This is a genomic window from Xanthocytophaga agilis, from assembly GCF_030068605.1.
Taxonomy (GTDB): domain Bacteria; phylum Bacteroidota; class Bacteroidia; order Cytophagales; family 172606-1; genus Xanthocytophaga; species Xanthocytophaga agilis.
Genome location: NZ_JASJOU010000012.1, coordinates 157420 through 173619, shown reverse-complemented (window position 1 = coordinate 173619; position 16200 = coordinate 157420). Strand labels below are relative to the sequence as shown.

The 16200-nt window shown below is 37.5% G+C and carries 13 protein-coding genes; 4 read left to right on the top strand and 9 right to left on the bottom strand.

Annotated elements, in window-relative coordinates; genetic code table 11:
• Positions 1-31: 31 nt before the first annotated feature.
• Both QNI22_RS28220 and QNI22_RS28215 read right to left on the bottom strand, forming a co-directional pair.
• Complete coding sequence (locus QNI22_RS28220; protein ID WP_314516045.1) at positions 32-532, bottom strand: endonuclease V; 501 nt, start codon at positions 530-532, stop codon at positions 32-34.
• Positions 533-620: 88 nt separating this feature from the next.
• Positions 621-2198 carry an ABC transporter permease/substrate-binding protein gene (locus tag QNI22_RS28215; protein ID WP_314516041.1) on the bottom strand — a complete coding sequence of 526 codons (1578 nt, stop codon included), beginning with the start codon at positions 2196-2198 and terminating at the stop codon, positions 621-623.
• 246 nt (positions 2199-2444) lie between these two features.
• Here QNI22_RS28215 and QNI22_RS28210 point away from each other — a divergent pair, with 246 nt between their 5' ends.
• Complete coding sequence (locus tag QNI22_RS28210) at positions 2445-3161, top strand: hypothetical protein (RefSeq protein WP_314516040.1); 717 nt, start codon at positions 2445-2447, stop codon at positions 3159-3161.
• Between the two features lie 151 nt (positions 3162-3312).
• Here QNI22_RS28210 and QNI22_RS28205 read toward each other — a convergent pair whose 3' ends face one another.
• The 4 genes from QNI22_RS28205 to QNI22_RS28190 form a co-directional block, all read right to left on the bottom strand.
• Positions 3313-3813, bottom strand: coding sequence for a hypothetical protein (locus QNI22_RS28205; RefSeq protein ID WP_314516038.1), 501 nt, complete (start codon positions 3811-3813; stop codon positions 3313-3315).
• A gap of 100 nt (positions 3814-3913) precedes the next feature.
• Positions 3914-7591, bottom strand: coding sequence for a chromosome segregation protein SMC (gene smc, locus QNI22_RS28200; RefSeq protein ID WP_314516036.1), 3678 nt, complete (start codon positions 7589-7591; stop codon positions 3914-3916).
• Positions 7592-7837: 246 nt separating this feature from the next.
• Entirely contained in the window at positions 7838-8377 is a 540-nt protein-coding gene (hpt, locus tag QNI22_RS28195; RefSeq protein ID WP_314516034.1) for a hypoxanthine phosphoribosyltransferase, read from the bottom strand.
• Positions 8378-8465: 88 nt separating this feature from the next.
• A complete protein-coding gene (locus QNI22_RS28190) occupies positions 8466-9695 on the bottom strand; it encodes a hypothetical protein (protein WP_314516032.1) in 1230 nt (409 codons plus the stop codon).
• A gap of 300 nt (positions 9696-9995) precedes the next feature.
• Between QNI22_RS28190 and QNI22_RS28185 the strand changes: the two genes are divergently transcribed.
• Positions 9996-11207, top strand: a complete 1212-nt coding sequence (locus QNI22_RS28185; protein ID WP_314516031.1) for a tetratricopeptide repeat protein — start codon at positions 9996-9998, stop codon at positions 11205-11207.
• Between the two features lie 37 nt (positions 11208-11244).
• Here QNI22_RS28185 and QNI22_RS28180 read toward each other — a convergent pair whose 3' ends face one another.
• From QNI22_RS28180 to QNI22_RS28170, 3 genes are all read right to left on the bottom strand, one after another.
• Positions 11245-11799, bottom strand: coding sequence for an NUDIX hydrolase (locus QNI22_RS28180; RefSeq protein WP_314516029.1), 555 nt, complete (start codon positions 11797-11799; stop codon positions 11245-11247).
• 89 nt (positions 11800-11888) lie between these two features.
• Positions 11889-12365: an Lrp/AsnC family transcriptional regulator gene (locus tag QNI22_RS28175; RefSeq protein WP_313976947.1), complete on the bottom strand. Its 477-nt coding sequence runs from the start codon at positions 12363-12365 to the stop codon at positions 11889-11891.
• Positions 12366-12673: 308 nt separating this feature from the next.
• Entirely contained in the window at positions 12674-13180 is a 507-nt protein-coding gene (locus QNI22_RS28170) for a GNAT family N-acetyltransferase (protein WP_314516026.1), read from the bottom strand.
• Between the two features lie 299 nt (positions 13181-13479).
• Between QNI22_RS28170 and QNI22_RS28165 the strand changes: the two genes are divergently transcribed.
• Together QNI22_RS28165 and QNI22_RS28160 are read left to right on the top strand one after the other, a co-directional pair.
• Positions 13480-14820, top strand: coding sequence for a sensor histidine kinase (locus tag QNI22_RS28165; protein ID WP_314516025.1), 1341 nt, complete (start codon positions 13480-13482; stop codon positions 14818-14820).
• 32 nt (positions 14821-14852) lie between these two features.
• Entirely contained in the window at positions 14853-16052 is a 1200-nt protein-coding gene (locus QNI22_RS28160; RefSeq protein WP_314516023.1) for a lycopene cyclase family protein, read from the top strand.
• The last annotated feature ends 148 nt before the right edge of the window (positions 16053-16200 follow it).

Genomic DNA, 16200 nt, shown 5'->3' with positions numbered 1-16200 from the left:
TATATCAAAGAAAATCTTAGATGCCACAAGATTACGCAAAAACAGCATCCCGACATAACCGATCTACTTTTTTAAGTAAAGTAGGTAATCTAAATTCACCGTGCATCTGTTTTATATACTCACCTGCCTGTTGTATATCCAGTCCAGCGGATGTGACAAATAAGGGATTCTGACTATCACCTCGTAGTACAGCAACAGCAGGAGCTTCGTGAAATCTGGTTTTGGCAACTCCCACAACTGGAATCTCTTGATTCAATGCATGAAACAGATATCCTCCTAAGCCTTTCTTTTCGGGAGCAAGATATACGTATCCGTCAATGACAACAGTGGTCAGTGTTTCAGCTATAGGTTCAAGTACAGCAAGCAGACAAGGTAATTCACGTTTATAGAATTCACCAGATACATAAGGTGCGACATCATCAATACGCTTACTAATCTGCTGGGCTTCCGTTTCATCCGTCCAAGAAGTAAAGAGCAAGCAAGCTACCGCAGCGTGGTCATCCCGGTAGTCAACATCAAGACAAGCAATCATAAAAAATAGGTTATCAAAAATTCGAAACTGTCAAAGTCTATTCCACTATAATATCAATCAATAGTCGCCGATTACTTGTACATATAATTTATTTTCCAGACATGAGGTATCTTTGTAACTCAGAGATGGTTTGTATATGTAGCTTTTTACTTTCTGCTTCCCGCATCATTAAGGCATAGGCATTATTAAATCCAATAGGCTTTTGCCATTCCAACTCATATCTCTTTTTAAACTCCTGAGCAACATATGTATATACTTTTGTAGGATCTCCTTTAAGAGAATCCAGTTTCTGGTTTTCTGGTTGTAAAATAACGAGTAAGCCTGTTCCTGTGTATTCGGGATATAAATCGATGGCTCCGGCTTTCAGTGCATCAAAACAAATCTTAGTTCCTCCCAAACCAGTTTTGGTAACTACCTCCAGATTTGTGTAGCCTTCGATTAACTGCTTTAAGAGTTCAGCCAGAATGTATTGCTCTGAAAAAACTTTGGAACCAATAATGATAGTTCCTTCGGGCCCTATACTTTTTTCTAGATGAAATTGTTTTTGTTTCTGTATAAACTGTTTGGCAACCTCAGCAGGTAATTTGTGCAGGTAATCTACCTCATAGTTGAGAGCTGTCATAACAGAATCATTGATCGAATGTGCAAACACCCTCAATACAGCTTGTAGCTGAGGATATTTTACCAGCGTTTGTCTTCTTACTACCCAGGCAGCCTGATAAGGAGGAAAGGCCTGCTTGTCATCTTCCAGCACACGCAAGTGATAAGCTTTGATACGTCCGTCTGTGGAGTACCCGCTGATTACATCTACGTTCTCATGAAAAATAGCCTCATACATGAGAGACTGGTCCAGCAGCAGATTACTAATCGATAATCTATATGTTTTTATTAGTCCCGGGTAACCATCATCACGTCCAGCAAACTCATGAGCAAAGCCTGCTAGTAAACGGGTTTGTTTTGTTTTAGGGATTATATAGAGTGCAGACAGAAGTATTATGCCTACCACTATCCAGCTACTTATTTTTAGACCTGACTTTGCAAACTTATGTGTTTTGTAATCTGTGCGTTTTTGCAACCATCCCAGCAAGCCATCAAATAAAACAGCCAATAAGGCTGCAGGAATCGCCCCTGCCATAATCATGGCTGAGTTGTTAAGTGCAATGCCTCCAAAAATAAATTCACCCAATCCACCTGCAGCTACATAAGCAGCTAGTGTAGCTACACCTACATTAATAACTGTTGCTGTACGTATGCCTGCAAAGATTACGGGCATTGCCAGGGGAATTTCAACTTTGGTTAGAATTTGCCATTGGTTCATACCCAGTCCCAATGCAGCATCTCTAACAGAGGCGTCTACTTCTCTGATACCCACATACGTATTTCGTACAATCGGAAGCAAGGCATACAGAAACAAAGCAAAAATAGCAGGCTTCACTCCTATTCCTAACACAGGAATAAGAATACCTAGTAAAGCAATGCTGGGTACAGTTTGTAAAATTCCAGTAAAACCTATCACAATGGATGCTACTCTAGGTTTATGGCTAATCCAGCAACCCAAAGGAACCCCAATAACTAATGCAACCAGTAATGCTAGGAAGGTTAAGCCAATATGTGTAAGGGTTTGTTGAAGAATCTTATCAGACTGTTCGTAGAAGAATTGAATCATGTATGAGGTTATAAGCAATGGCTTGATTAATACTATCTGATGAAAGTTAACTCTAATTATAAAATATAGTGCTCAAAACAAAGTCCTATCCTCGTTTTAATGCACACTCAAAAGCTATATTCTATTGATTGTAAACTTGTCATTCCTTAACATATTTTATTTCACACTCACTTCATTCACACGTATTTTTTATGTATATTGTAACACAATAATTCACTACAACTTAATTACCAGAGAAACTATTTTATGCCAAAATATCATACAAACAAAACTGCAATTCGCAAATATAAATCTGAATACCACCGTCTATTGGCGCATGAAGCTCGTTTAAATGAGCAGCTTCACCATCTATTGAAACGTATCAAAGCCATTCAAAAAGATGAGGAGCAATCACTTGCTAACCAGACTCTTCTCATTACCCTACTGGCTCATGCCACTCAACAAAAAGCGGAACTGGAAGCTCAACCTGCCTCCAAAGAACGAGACAAACAACTCAAAAAAGCAGAGAAAGAGTATAAAGAGGTCAATGCCCAATACAAACGCAATGAGTATCATCTGGCTGTGCTGGAAAAGAAAAAGGATAAAGACAATGCAGCTAAATATATTCTCAAAGAACTAAAACGTGACCAGGTGCGTATCCGTGCCAAGGCAGCCTATGATATCTGGAAGAGACTTGAGCAGGAAGAGCAGTATGAGTTTATGGACTTTGAACTATTCAAAGCTCTATACTTTGTCAAACAAATAAAGCAAGCCGATTTTCAGAAAGAAACTACAATACAAAAGGCTCTGAAACGTACAACGCTATCTTTACCCAAACCGACAGAAACAACAACTCGTTTCATTCCATTTGTTTACGTTACCCGAAACAGTGGTGCTGTTGTTCCATCTCACCATAGCACAAATTTTTCCAGGATAACCATTACATCTTCTCTTTCTTCTGTAGATGAACGAGTTGGCCTATAGATAAGTCTCAAGTAAAGCGTTCAAAATACCCATTCTCCTAAATAGTGTTATAAAACAAATCCCTCTAACATAGGCTGAAAGAGGGATGGGTGTATATGTATCATTGAAAATAGCTTAGAAAACTCCTCAAAGGAGACTTCTGTTGTCTTAACTAAACTTTTAAATACTCTTTCAACTTTCCTTTATTTTTTGCGTCAATAAGCTTCTTCAGTTCTTTATCAAGTTTTACACTATTGGAAGAGTCTTCACAGTAAGTCAGTACAGAAGTTATGGCATTCAGTTTTATCTGTTTTGCATCTTTACTCATCTCCGGATTCTGAATGGCAAGCTGACTCATTTCTCCCAAATATATTCCTAGCAGAGCCGTATTACTCTTTGATAGTTTCACCGCTGTTTCATCCAGTGAAAAACTAAAATCAGGCGTACCTTCCATCCATCGCATAATGAACTGGACGGCATACAATCTATTAAGGTCTGTTTCACTCAAGGGATGACTTACAAGATATTTACTACATTCAAGCACTACTGACTCTGCTTTCTTAAAGTCTTCTTTTGCAGATAACGAATAGTTTTTCAGATTTGAGAAATCCTGAGCAAAACCAACGTATGCAAAACAAAGAAACACGAATAAAATACAAATAACTCTACGCATAATAAAAGACAAATGGTTAACAATAGACAAAAAACAATCTATTATTAACCATTTTCACCAAAGGTAAACGTATTGTGTACTTTTTCTATAAAACCTTTATTTATGCCAAAGCCCTTAAATCTACAGGAACCACTTTAGATACCCCTGTATCATCCTCTGTTTGAGTTATACCATAAACCACATCAGTGGATGCCATTGTACGTTTATTGTGTGTCACAATGATAAACTGTGATTCATTGGCAAACCTACGGATGATATTGTTGAACTTATCAATATTGGCATCATCCAGTGGGGCATCTACCTCATCAAAGATACAAAACGGCGCAGGCTTTAACAGGTAGATAGCAAACAACAGTGAGATAGCTGTTAATGTTTTCTCTCCACCAGAAAGCTGATTGATTGTCAAAGGACGCTTGCCTTTTGGTCTGGCAATGATATCAATGCTGGAATCCAATGGATTTTCCGGATCGACCAGTTTCAGGTCACAGGTATCTTCATCTGAGAACAACGAACGGAATACACGGATAAAATGCTCCCGAATAGTTGTAAATGCAGTCATAAATGTTTCTCTGGCAACTGTATCTATCTCCGAAATGGTAGCCAGCAAGGAATTCTTCGCATTTAGCAGATCATTTTTCTGTCCGTTTATAAAGTCAAACCGTTGTTTGATTTCTTCATACGCCTCTAGTGCCATTGGATTGATAGGTCCCAGGCGATCCAGACGAGCTTTTAATTCATTCACCCGGGTACGAAGTTCGTCTTCACGCTCTCCAAACAAAGTTCTTGCTTCTTCAAAATTCCAGGTTTTACCAATCTTGCTTTTAGAAGCCGCAGGTTTAGGTTCTTCTGAAACAACCGGATTTCCATTCTCATCTATTTGTGGTTCTTTTGCTTCCTGCTCTACTACTTCCTCTAAAGGTTCTTCAGGTGCATCCAGATTAACATTGAACTCAACAGACAAACGATCTTTAATAGCTGTAATCTGTAGTTGCGTTTCATTTCGTTTCCCTTGCAACTCCATAGTTAGGCTATCTGCCAGTTCACGTTGTCTTGTCAGATCACGAACTTCTTTTTCTGTTTTATCAATTTCCCCTCTTGAGGCATAATAATCTCTTTCTGCTTCATTTAGCCCTGCTTCAATCGCCTCTTTCTCTTTGTACATCTCAACCAGTTCCTCATCCCCTACTTCCTCTGCCTCAGTTAGCGTCGAAATATCTGTTTCTGTACGTTCCAGTTCATTCTGATTATTCTGAAGGCGAAACTGGCTATTTCTTAGTGTATCCTCAGAGAAACGAATTTCCTGTTCCATGCTATTCAGCCGGTTTTGCTGCTGAATCAGTCGGATATTTTCAGTATTATAGGCATTGGACTTTACAGAAGTTTGTTCATTCTGTGATGTCAGTTCCTCGTTCAGATCCATAATCTGCCGTTCCACTTCACGGAGTTCAGCTTGTTTCGCTTCCGTTTGAGGACGAGATATAGCTAGTTCTTCCGTTAATGTTTCCAGCTGATTCAGAAAATCTTCCCGTCGCAAAGACTGGTTCTGTAACATAAGTGTCAGTTGTTCCTGACGAGCTTTTAAGGTAATCTGCTGACGGTTAAGATCATTAATCTCTGACTGAAGTGATTGCACCTTGCGTTGGATACTATTTTTGCGTACCAGCAACTCTTCTCTGGCAATTTTTTGGTCTGATTGGCGGGTTATTATTTTATCGATAGTATATCGAAGTTTCTCTATTTCATCCTGAAGCTTTTCCAGGTTTTTAGCACGTCCGATCCGTTTTCCTTCAAATAATCCTACTGATCCACCTGATATACTTACTGAACGATTAATCACCTTTCCACTTTCTGTAAGAAAGATAAGATTACCAGTACTATTAGATATAATGGCAAGGTCTGGAACAATAAATACATTTCCCAGCAGATGTTCAGCCAGTTTTTGATAACGACTATCATACTCTACAATATCCAGCACAGAAACAGCTCCATCAGGAAGCCCTATAGCATCCGGCTTCTGATAGGTTGCATTCTGAAGTTTTTCCAGAATAAAGAAGTTAGCCTTACCTTTGCCAGCTTCGCTTAATAAGGCAATGGCAGAGAAAGCAGTTTCCGATGTTTCCACCACATAGTAGTTCAGAACCACTTCCAGGTAATTTTCCAGAGCCACACGATACTGATCCGGACAGGCAATGATATCCGATACCAATGGCGTTTTTTTATCCCATTTCGGATTTTTACTTAAAAACTGTACAGCCTCAGGAAAACCTTCCAGGCTATCCACCATTGACTTGGTCAGATTATATTCATTCTGCTTTGCATCCAGCTGCCGTTGTGCAGTGATCTGTTCCTGGCGAATAGACTCATTCTCAGTTTCCAGCGAGTCCAGTTGATCCTGTATACTTTCAATCTCCTGCTGAGTCTGCTGCAATTCGTCCATCTTCTGGCGGAGTTGCATATTTGCTTCACCTAATGTGGTTGCCATAGCTTCCAGATCAGCCGTTTGCGCAGCATTGTCAGAAGTTGTTTTCTCCAACTCCTGTTTAATGGTTGAGATCTGAACCTGCTTGATATCAAGTGATTTTGTCAACGAAAACAATTCATCCTGCCGTTGGCGGAATGCAGCATTTTTGCTGGTAAGCTGTTGCTGTAGTTCAGCAGTAGCTACCTTTTGTGCTTCGTATTCACTTTTTAGTTCTGCCACTTGAGCAATAAGTTCATTGGCCTGTCTTTCAATTCCTTGTTTTTCTGCTTCCAGTCTTGTAATCTTCTCTTCGGCCTCTGTCTTTTGGCGTTGTCCTTCTGTAATCTGATTTCGTAACGAATGTGCTTTGTCTGTCAGGAACTTTAAGCGTTCATTCTTAATTTTCTTTTCACTTTCATGTTGCCGGATCAGGTTTACATGTTCATTCAAGGCTTTTTGACGTGATGCCAGTAGTTTCTCCTTGTTTAACAAATCAGCTTTCAGCTTTTCAATACCAGCATCCTTTTGAGCTGTTTCTGCCTGCACCCGTATACGCTTTTCACTTTCAGCATCCAACTGCCCTTTTAACTTATCCAGTGTTTCCTGAAAACGACTTACAGACTGATGAGCCAATGCTACACTATAACTCTTGTATTTATTTTTGATCTGGAAATATTCTTCAGCCTGGCGGGCCTGGCGCTCCAGAGACTTCATATTTTTGGTAATTTCATGAAGTAGGTCTTCTACCCGTTCCAGATCACCATCTGTATCTTCCAGTTTTTTCAGTGTCTCTTTTTTACGAACTTTAAACTTTGAGATACCGGCTGCCTCTTCAAACAATCCACGTCGTGAGTTATCTTTATCATTGAGAATTTCATCCACCATCTTCAACTCAATGATCGCATAGCTGTCAGGACCAATACCTGTATCCATAAACAGGTTATTGATATCTTTCAAGCGACAGGGAACCCCATTGAGCAAATATTCACTTTCCCCTACACGATAATAACGACGGCTGATTGTGACTTGAGAGTATTCAGTGGGCAGAATGTTTTTGGTGTTATTAAAAGTCAGGGATACTTCTGCCATTTGCAGAGGTTTTCGGCGCTTTGTCCCATTAAAGATAACATTCTCCATCTTTTCAGATCGGAGATTCTTCGTCTTTTGTTCACCTAACACCCAGCGAATAGCATCGACTACATTTGACTTTCCACATCCATTTGGTCCAACAATGCCTGTAATACCATTATCAAAATTGATGAGAACCTTATCTGCAAAACTTTTGAATCCTTTGATCTCTAACTGATGTAACTGCATTTAGGTTAATCGCTGTTTACTGGTTTCTCTTGATTTTGAATTTACTGCGCTGAGTTATTTCCTAATGAGAAGAGTCTTGAGAACCCTGGTTCTACCTCTTTAAATTTATTCAAAGATACATGAAAAACAGTGATTTTAGAATAGATAAATCAGAAGCTGGTTAGCAGTCAGAAGCTATCTGTAAAGTAGTCCTTTATAGACCTTAAACTAAAGCTGTTCTATTTATCTGATAGAACAGCTGAGAGATTAGAAGTCTTCCTCTTTTACTACATATAAATCTGGCAGATTTCTGCCCAAGCCATCATAATCCAGGCCATAACCTACCACAAATGCATTGGGAATGTCAAAGCCAACATACTTTAACTTTATATCTTTCTGCATGGCTTCACGTTTGCATAAGAGTGTAGCGACTTCTAATGATGCAGGTTCGTGCTGTTTTAGTTGAACCAGTAACTGTGACATAGTTAATGCTGTATCAACAATGTCTTCTACAATAACTACATGACGACCTTTAATACTCTCTTGAAGGCCAATGATTTCGGTAATCTTTCCTGTACTTTGAGTAGATTCATACGAACTAACCCGCATAAATGAGATATGACAGGCAATAGAAATTCTTTTCATCAGATCTGCAGCAAACATAAAAGAACCATTCAGTACTGAAATAAAAACTGGTTCTTTGGTAGCATATTCCTGGTTCAATTGATTTGACAATTCCGAAACTCGTTCCAGAATGCGACTTTCAGGAATATAGATGTCAAATTGCTTGTCTTTGATCTGCACCATAAAATAGGAGGATTGAATGAAGGTGCAAAAATATAAATAGCGGACAAATAATTTTGCCCGCTATTTATAAAATGAGTGTGAATTGAAATCAAATTGTGATCGTTCTTTTGAATGGCAACTGCACATTTAGATTAGACAACAATGCAATTGTTGCAATTATAATTCCATATAAGCCAACATGGTCGAATGCCTGTTTCATAAACCATCCAATTAGTATAACTGGAATAGTAAGACAAATAATACGAAACAGATGACGTAGCGGACGTAAATACCAGAATTCTTTTTGCAGCTTGTTTATTACCCAATCATAATAATGGGTACGTAACCACTGATAGGCATAGTTAGCTTCCCATAAAAGAAAACTACCAATAGTACCTATACCAGCAGCAAGAAAGATTTCAGATGATAGAATTTCTTTTCCTTCTACCACCCAATAGGCAGGCATCATGGTTACAACAGATGTATATGCTACTACCATCATTACCAAAACATTCAGTATACGTTTAATAGCAGCAGGAAGATCTGCATGTTTTAGCACATAACCCATCACAACAGATGTACATATGCCACACCATGCCAATACTACTGGTAGCCAAACAACACCTGCTGTAAGGCTTAAATCATCCATATTGGATGTATTTATTTCGACAAGAGTTGTACCCAGAAGTATTCCTGCTACTACAGCACCGCCAAGAACGTCCATTCTTTCAGGCATTACTCCCAGATGGTGTGCTTTCTTCAATACCTCGGAACGCACCATTGCTGGCTTATGTATATCTTCCCGATCCAATGCATTTATCAATAGCATAATAGCAGAACTACCTAATGCAAATCCACCAAGTAAAGACAATGTAGGATAAACTGTCCATGCAAACTGGCTATGATGGTTGGCATATACCAACATCAAACCATTCATACTAATAATCAGACTGCCTACATGTGAAAATGCCTTGCTGGGAGATAACTGCAAGGATAAAGAAAGGGCACTTTTGGCAAATTTAATAACTGCCTTTCTGGTCCATTCCGGACTCAGCAGTATACTTAAAATAATACAACCTGCTCCTGCCATGATAGCGGTTTGAGCCACACTCAAAATCTCAAAACCAGCTTTAACATAACAAAGAAGCAGTACCAACGCGGACAATACAAATACCGTAAGTGGTTTGTACGAACGAGCCGCCCACATCTTAAAATTGGGGCGGAAAGGTTTCTGCGTTACAGCTACAGAAAACGGAGTACGCAACGTTGCCAACGAACCAGAACGACCAAAAATGACGTTGAGCAATACAGCGATTTCATTACTTAGGTTGTTACGCATAAAGTAGAAAAAAACTATTTGAACAAATCGCCTTCAATTATTACATAATTGACAAAGGCAAGTTTTCGGTTGCAAAGGTAGTTAAAACTAAAAACAAAACAAGTTAAATTTTATAACTATCAGATTTTCAGTATCATATATTAGTATATGAAATAGATTAAAAGTAAACATAAATCTTTATTTTTTTTACAACTAATTGAAACACACAAAATAACGGCGAAATATTACATAAAGCTTTTACAATTTTTTATATGTATAATTGTAGTACGATTATTGCGAGAGATCTAGAAAAATCAGACAATGAAAAAGCTTACTGTTACCCTTATTGCCTTGGTCTATTCCTGCATAGTACTTGCCCAGAAAAATGTAGGTCCACCAATCTTGTTGGAAAACATGGATATGCAGGTTGTTTCGACTCATGCAGTAAACAATATGTATAATTTCAAATTTGCCGAAGCTGAGTCTGAATTCCGCTGGTTCAAGTTTAAATATCCTGACCATCCACTTCCCTATTTCCTCATGGGTTTAAGCACTTGGTGGAAAATCATGCCTAACGAAGACAATGAAGAATACGACCAAACATTTTTGGCTTATATGGATACCTCTATTACCAAGGCCGATAAGCTCTATGAAGAAAATGAGGAAAATACAGAAGCATCCTTCTTCCTTGCTGCGGCCTATGCATTTAAAGGTAGATTATATTCTGACCGGAAAGATTGGGGAAAAGCGGCTTGGGCGTCCAGAAATGCATTAAAATACCTTGAGAAGTCTCGTTCCAAAGGAGACCTTAGCCCGGAATTCTTGTTTGGCGATGGACTTTATAACTACTATAGAGACTGGATCCCTGAAAACTTTCCAGCTCTGAAAACTATCCTTTGGCTATTTCCAAAAGGAAATAAAGAGGAAGGAATCAAGCAATTGAAAGAAGTTTCCAACAACGCTTTTTATACCCGAACGGAAGCCCAATATCATCTGATGAGGATTTATAGTGTGGAAAATCAGCTACAAAAAGCCTATGAGCTTTCGAAATACCTACATGAGACGTTTCCTGATAACGCCTATTTCCACCGCTATTATGCACGTAGTGCCTATGCACAGGGACGTATACCAGAAGTAGAAAAAGAATCGAGAAGTATATTGGAAAAGATTGATCAGAATATGCCAGGTTACGAAGCAGTAAGCGGAAGGTATGCAAGCTATTATTTGGGATATATCGAATACCAGTTGCACAAAAATACAGAAGTAGCAAAATCACTGTTTAAAAAGGCTATTGCATATTCTGAATTATCAAAGGCTTATGAAAGCGCCTACTATCATAGTGCATTGATTACACTTGGCAAGATCTATTATAAAGAGGAGAATTTGCCTGAAGCAAAGAAATACCTGGAGGTAGTTGTTAAAAGAGCAGAAAAGAAATCAGATCAGCGTAAAGAAGCAGAGAGATATCTGAAAGATATACAGAAACAAGAAAAAGAGCTGAGAAAAGAAGAACGTAGACAGAAAAGAAAATAGGCGATACTACCAAGTATTGCCTATTTTCTTTTACACTTTAAGGAAATAACGCCAGATATTTCCAGAGAGGAGCAGCCATCAGTGCCTGTAAAATTTCATTGTTGTTTAACAGATCTCTCACGTTCTGCTTAGTAAGCAGATGCACCGTTATATCTTCCGTATGCTCCAATGTTGGGTCCTGAAGCCATTCTACATCTGTTGCCAGAAAGCAATGCGTGAAATTTGTTTGTATACTTGGATTAGGGCATATTACCATCCACTCCTGCCAGATACCTCCTCCATATCCTGTCTCTTCCATCAACTCACGTTGAGCACTTTCTAACGGAGACTGATCCGTTGGATCACACACACCTGCACAAAGCTCATAACTTACTTTACCTATTCCATGCCTGTATTGTTTTACAAGCACTATCTTTTGATCTTTTGTAATGGCAATTACATTGACCCAATCCGGAAACTCAGATACATAATACGATGCGATCTGACTGCCATTCGGCATTTCTACTTTTTCTTTACGAACAGTAAACCAAGGCTCTTTGGCAATATACTCGGATGCCAGTACCTTCCATGGTTGAGGATCTGGTGTAGTCAAAAGAGGTAAAATGTTTGAAGTTGAAAACAAAGATAAGTATCTGATTAAAAAATATTTTTTTATCAGACTAGGGAACTCTATAAGGGTTATTACTTATCAGGCGGAATAGGCAGCACTTTGCTATTCTTAAAGGTAGACAGAATCACCATTGACTGTGTACTATCTACTTCTTCGATTTCGTTGACCTTCTCCAGCATCAGCTTTTGATAAGAAGGGATATCCTTTGTAATTACTTTTAATAGAAAATCGCCGCTACCTGTAATATGGTGACATTCTATAATCTCGTCAATATCACTGATTTTACGTACGAAAGCATCAATATATGACTTTCTATGGCCAACAAGAGTTACCTGTACAAAAGTGGTAACGCCTAAGCCTATTTTCTCTGTATCTAATTGGGCATGGTAGCTTCGTATTAGTCCGGCTGTTTCGAGTTTCTTAACTCTTTCGAGTGTTGGCGCTGGAGAAAGGCCTATCTCTTTGGAAAGTTGTGCATTTGTAATTTTGGCATTAGCCTGTAAAATTTCAAGTATTTTACGGTCTATCTGATCAAGTTTGAAAGCCATGGAGTGAAAAAATAAAATTTGGTACCTGGAATTAGTTATATAATTTTTTCTTTATAAAATTAAAATTTGCTTATAAACAAATCTTTACTTATGCAAAAATAACATATTTTATTCTAACTATTTTAGAATAACGCAAAATAAAACCAGGTAGTATTCTGTTTCCAAACCTTATTCTTTGTTTAAGTACAAATACTCTATTGACTAACAGCAACCTATCAATGCAAAAATATTTTATTAACAACGACAAAATTAAAAAAAACATCTATTATTTGGCAAACTTGGAATAGTCTAACGACAATACTCTTTGTTTATTCATGCTTTGCAGAGGAAAGCTGTTCTTGAATTTGCCACTTGCTAAGACTACAGTTAATCCATTCTCCATCAAAATGTGCATTGTACTTCTTGTAAAATTCAATGGCAGGAGTATTCCAGTCTAATACCTGCCATAACATTCCATTACAGTGTGTATCCATTGAAACCTGCATGGTCGCATTAAATAACATACGTCCTATTTTTTTTCCCCGATGTGGCTCTGTCACAATAATATCTTCCAGATATAATCGCTTTCCTTTCCATGTAGAATATCTGAAATAATATACAGAAATACCCACTATTTCCTTCTCTAGCTCTGCCACAATCAATCCATATATTGGTTGTGGTCCAAAACCATCTTCCAGCATTTTCTCTTTTGTATTTTCTACTTCATGTGGGGCCTTTTCGAATTCAGCTAATTCTTTGACTAGCTTCAACATGGATGGAATATCTTCAGGTGTACCCTTTCTTATAATTATATTGGGAAAATCTGTTGCTTTCATATTTACAAAAAAAATGTAGGTGTAGGTTAGATTCTATTTATGATATCAAAATTAATAAGAAAAGAAAATATACTCTAAACAGGTAAAACGGAAGTACTATTCAAAAAAGCAACTATATTTTTATCACTTTCATTCTCAATAGATTGTCTATTTGTTTCTAGTTTGTAAATATTCTATTTTTGATTAAGCACTTAACTCACAACTTCTCTGTAAAATGTAAGGTAATGTCATGTTTTGCACAGCTATTGGCTTGTAATTAAATGTATTTTTAAGAATACTTATTTCGATAGCAGAGAATAATGAAAAAAATAACAGAAATTTTTAATAAATCCATATCTGTAAAAAATCCTCCTAAGAATCGTCTTATACTTGTTGTACTGTTAATAGTGACAGTTATTCTGGCTGTTGTGTTGCATCTTAGCTACAAAAGTTTCTATAACCAGGATGGCGATCTGGAAAAAATGATGGCATCGCAACAAGTAATAAATAATACGGAAACGTTGGTACATACTATTCTTCTAAACGAAGCAGGACGTGTAGCTTACACATATAATACACCAAATGACAGTATTGACTATCAGAATGTTGAAAATATAATTGATACTATTGCTCTCTTTGTTGTAACAGATCCCTATCAGACAGTAAATATTACAACTTTGGGAGAATTGATAACAGATCGCTGGGAAAAGATAAAACAGAATCGAAGTAGTAAGAAAAACACTCCAACAGATTCTGTATATACATCCAGAATAAAAGAGACTGCTGCTCAGCTAGTAGAATTAGAAACGCTTAAAATGGATAATTTCCGTAGAGCGGCTATCAATCAACAGAAAAGATCGCTTTACTTAAATATTGTATCTGCAAGCATTGCCTTGCTTTTTGGTATAGTCAGTTTATTTATATTCTTCCGGGATAGAGAAGAACGTCTCAAGGTGGAATCCAATCTCACAGAATTAAATCTGAATAAGGATAAATTCTTTTCAATTATTAGTCATGATTTAAGAGGACCAACTTCTAATATTGTTCGCCTTTCTGAATTTCTGTTGGAACCGAATCTGGCCGAAGCAGATCAAAAATCAATGACATTGCATCTGCATAAAGCAGCTCAGAACCTACAAAAATTACTGGAGAACTTGCTTAGCTGGGCAAAGTTTCAGATGGGGCGTCTTGATTTTATGCCAGCACCTGTAGATTTGTATAATCTCACCAACGAAAGCGTAGCACAGATTGCTACAATGGCTGCAGATAAAGCCATTGTAATAAAGAATCAGGTATCGCCCAGAACATATGCGTTTGCAGATGATCAAATGATTATGATGGTATTGAGAAATCTTCTTGTCAATGCAATTAAGTTTACCAATCAGGCAGGCACTGTTAAAATATTAGCAACTGAAACACCTGAACAAGTAGAAATATCAGTCGCTGATAATGGTATAGGAATGAACACAGAAACAACTAATAAACTTTTTCAGTTAGGTAATCATTTTACTACACTGGGAACATCCAATGAGAAAGGTTCAGGACTTGGATTGATACTTTGCATGGAACTTCTAGAGAAAAATAATGGTACTATACGTGTAACCAGTGAGCCAGGCAAAGGATCTGTATTTACTTTTTCTTTGCCTAAACTAGGCAGATAAAAGTATAACTTTACTGAACAATTCAGATAACATTGAATTTAAAAGAAAATCTATTTGTGTATCCTGATATAAGCATAAATCCAACTACTCATTTTGACTACCTTATTGCAGGTGGTGGTATGGCAGGGCTTAGTCTGGCTTATTATCTAAGTCAATCAAATGTGTTAAACAATAAGAAGATTTTGATTCTGGATAAAGAACAAAAGACTTACAATGACAGAACCTGGTGCTTTTGGGAAAGAGGAGAACAAAATCCATTTGAGAAAATAATCTATAGGAAATGGCAAAAATTAGATTTTTTTGGGGATGATTTTTTCAAACGGTTTCATCTGAATAGCTACTTCTACAAAATGATCAGAGGAGCTGACTTTTATCACTATATATGGAATCAATTAACAGATCATCCTAATATTACATTCATACAACAAGATATTCTTGCCATAAACACTACTGATAAGGGAGCAATTGTACAAACGCCGGACGCTTCCTTTACTGCAGCCTATATTTTTGATAGTACTTTTCAACCTGATTTCACCAAACGAGGCAATCATTTTCTCTTACAGCATTTCAAAGGCTGGGTTATTACTACACCCACTCCCCACTTTGATGAATCTTGTGCTACATTACATGATTTCCGGATCAATCAACATGGGGACGCAGCCCGTTTTTTCTACATACTACCCTTCAGTAAAACAAAAGCACTGATTGAGTTTACAATCTTCTCTTCCCAGATACTAACTGATGAACAATATACTGTGGAACTGAAAAAATATCTGAAAGACACATTAGGTCTGGATGCATATACCATAGAAGAAGAAGAGTTTGGAATAATTCCTATGAGTGATAGTAAAATAACAACCCAGATAAATAATACTATTATTAGAATTGGAACTTCAGGAGGGTATGTACGTCCGGCAACAGGTTACACATTTGCCCGTACACAAAGATACCTGCAAACTATAGTTCGAAATCTGGAGACTGGCGTAGAACCATTGACCAAATCAACACATATGCCTAGTCGCTTCCATTTATATGATAGTATTCTATTGAATGTACTAACAAAAAAACGGTATTCTGGAGCTAAGTTCTTTACTCAGTTATACCAGCATAATCCTATTGAACGAATCTTTGACTTTCTTGATGAACAATCAAAATTTACGGAAGAACTGAGGCTTATGTCAACTGTTCCTATGGCAACTTTTACCAAAGCGGCTATTGATATTTTATTTTAAATGCCTAGCATATATGCGCTTTTATTTTTCCCAAAAATACTCTTAGATTTGTAAGAATTTAATAACACATATACTTCGTAAGTAGCATTTGTATCCTTGTTTGAAATTACTTTCTTACAATTACTAAGACGAACCCGCTCTTACATAC

What these genes read in the sequence shown, in the direction of transcription:
- QNI22_RS28185 (WP_314516031.1), top strand. Translation starts at nt 9,996, where the DNA reads ATGAAAAAGCTTACTGTTACCCTTATTGCCTTGGTCTATTCCTGCATA.
- QNI22_RS28170 (WP_314516026.1), bottom strand. Translation starts at nt 13,180, where the DNA reads ATGAAAGCAACAGATTTTCCCAATATAATTATAAGAAAGGGTACACCT.
- smc (WP_314516036.1), bottom strand. Translation starts at nt 7,591, where the DNA reads ATGCAGTTACATCAGTTAGAGATCAAAGGATTCAAAAGTTTTGCAGAT.
- QNI22_RS28215 (WP_314516041.1), bottom strand. Translation starts at nt 2,198, where the DNA reads ATGATTCAATTCTTCTACGAACAGTCTGATAAGATTCTTCAACAAACC.
- QNI22_RS28165 (WP_314516025.1), top strand. Translation starts at nt 13,480, where the DNA reads ATGAAAAAAATAACAGAAATTTTTAATAAATCCATATCTGTAAAAAAT.
- hpt (WP_314516034.1), bottom strand. Translation starts at nt 8,377, where the DNA reads ATGGTGCAGATCAAAGACAAGCAATTTGACATCTATATTCCTGAAAGT.
- QNI22_RS28210 (WP_314516040.1), top strand. Translation starts at nt 2,445, where the DNA reads ATGCCAAAATATCATACAAACAAAACTGCAATTCGCAAATATAAATCT.
- QNI22_RS28205 (WP_314516038.1), bottom strand. Translation starts at nt 3,813, where the DNA reads ATGCGTAGAGTTATTTGTATTTTATTCGTGTTTCTTTGTTTTGCATAC.
- QNI22_RS28190 (WP_314516032.1), bottom strand. Translation starts at nt 9,695, where the DNA reads ATGCGTAACAACCTAAGTAATGAAATCGCTGTATTGCTCAACGTCATT.
- QNI22_RS28175 (WP_313976947.1), bottom strand. Translation starts at nt 12,365, where the DNA reads ATGGCTTTCAAACTTGATCAGATAGACCGTAAAATACTTGAAATTTTA.
- QNI22_RS28220 (WP_314516045.1), bottom strand. Translation starts at nt 532, where the DNA reads ATGATTGCTTGTCTTGATGTTGACTACCGGGATGACCACGCTGCGGTA.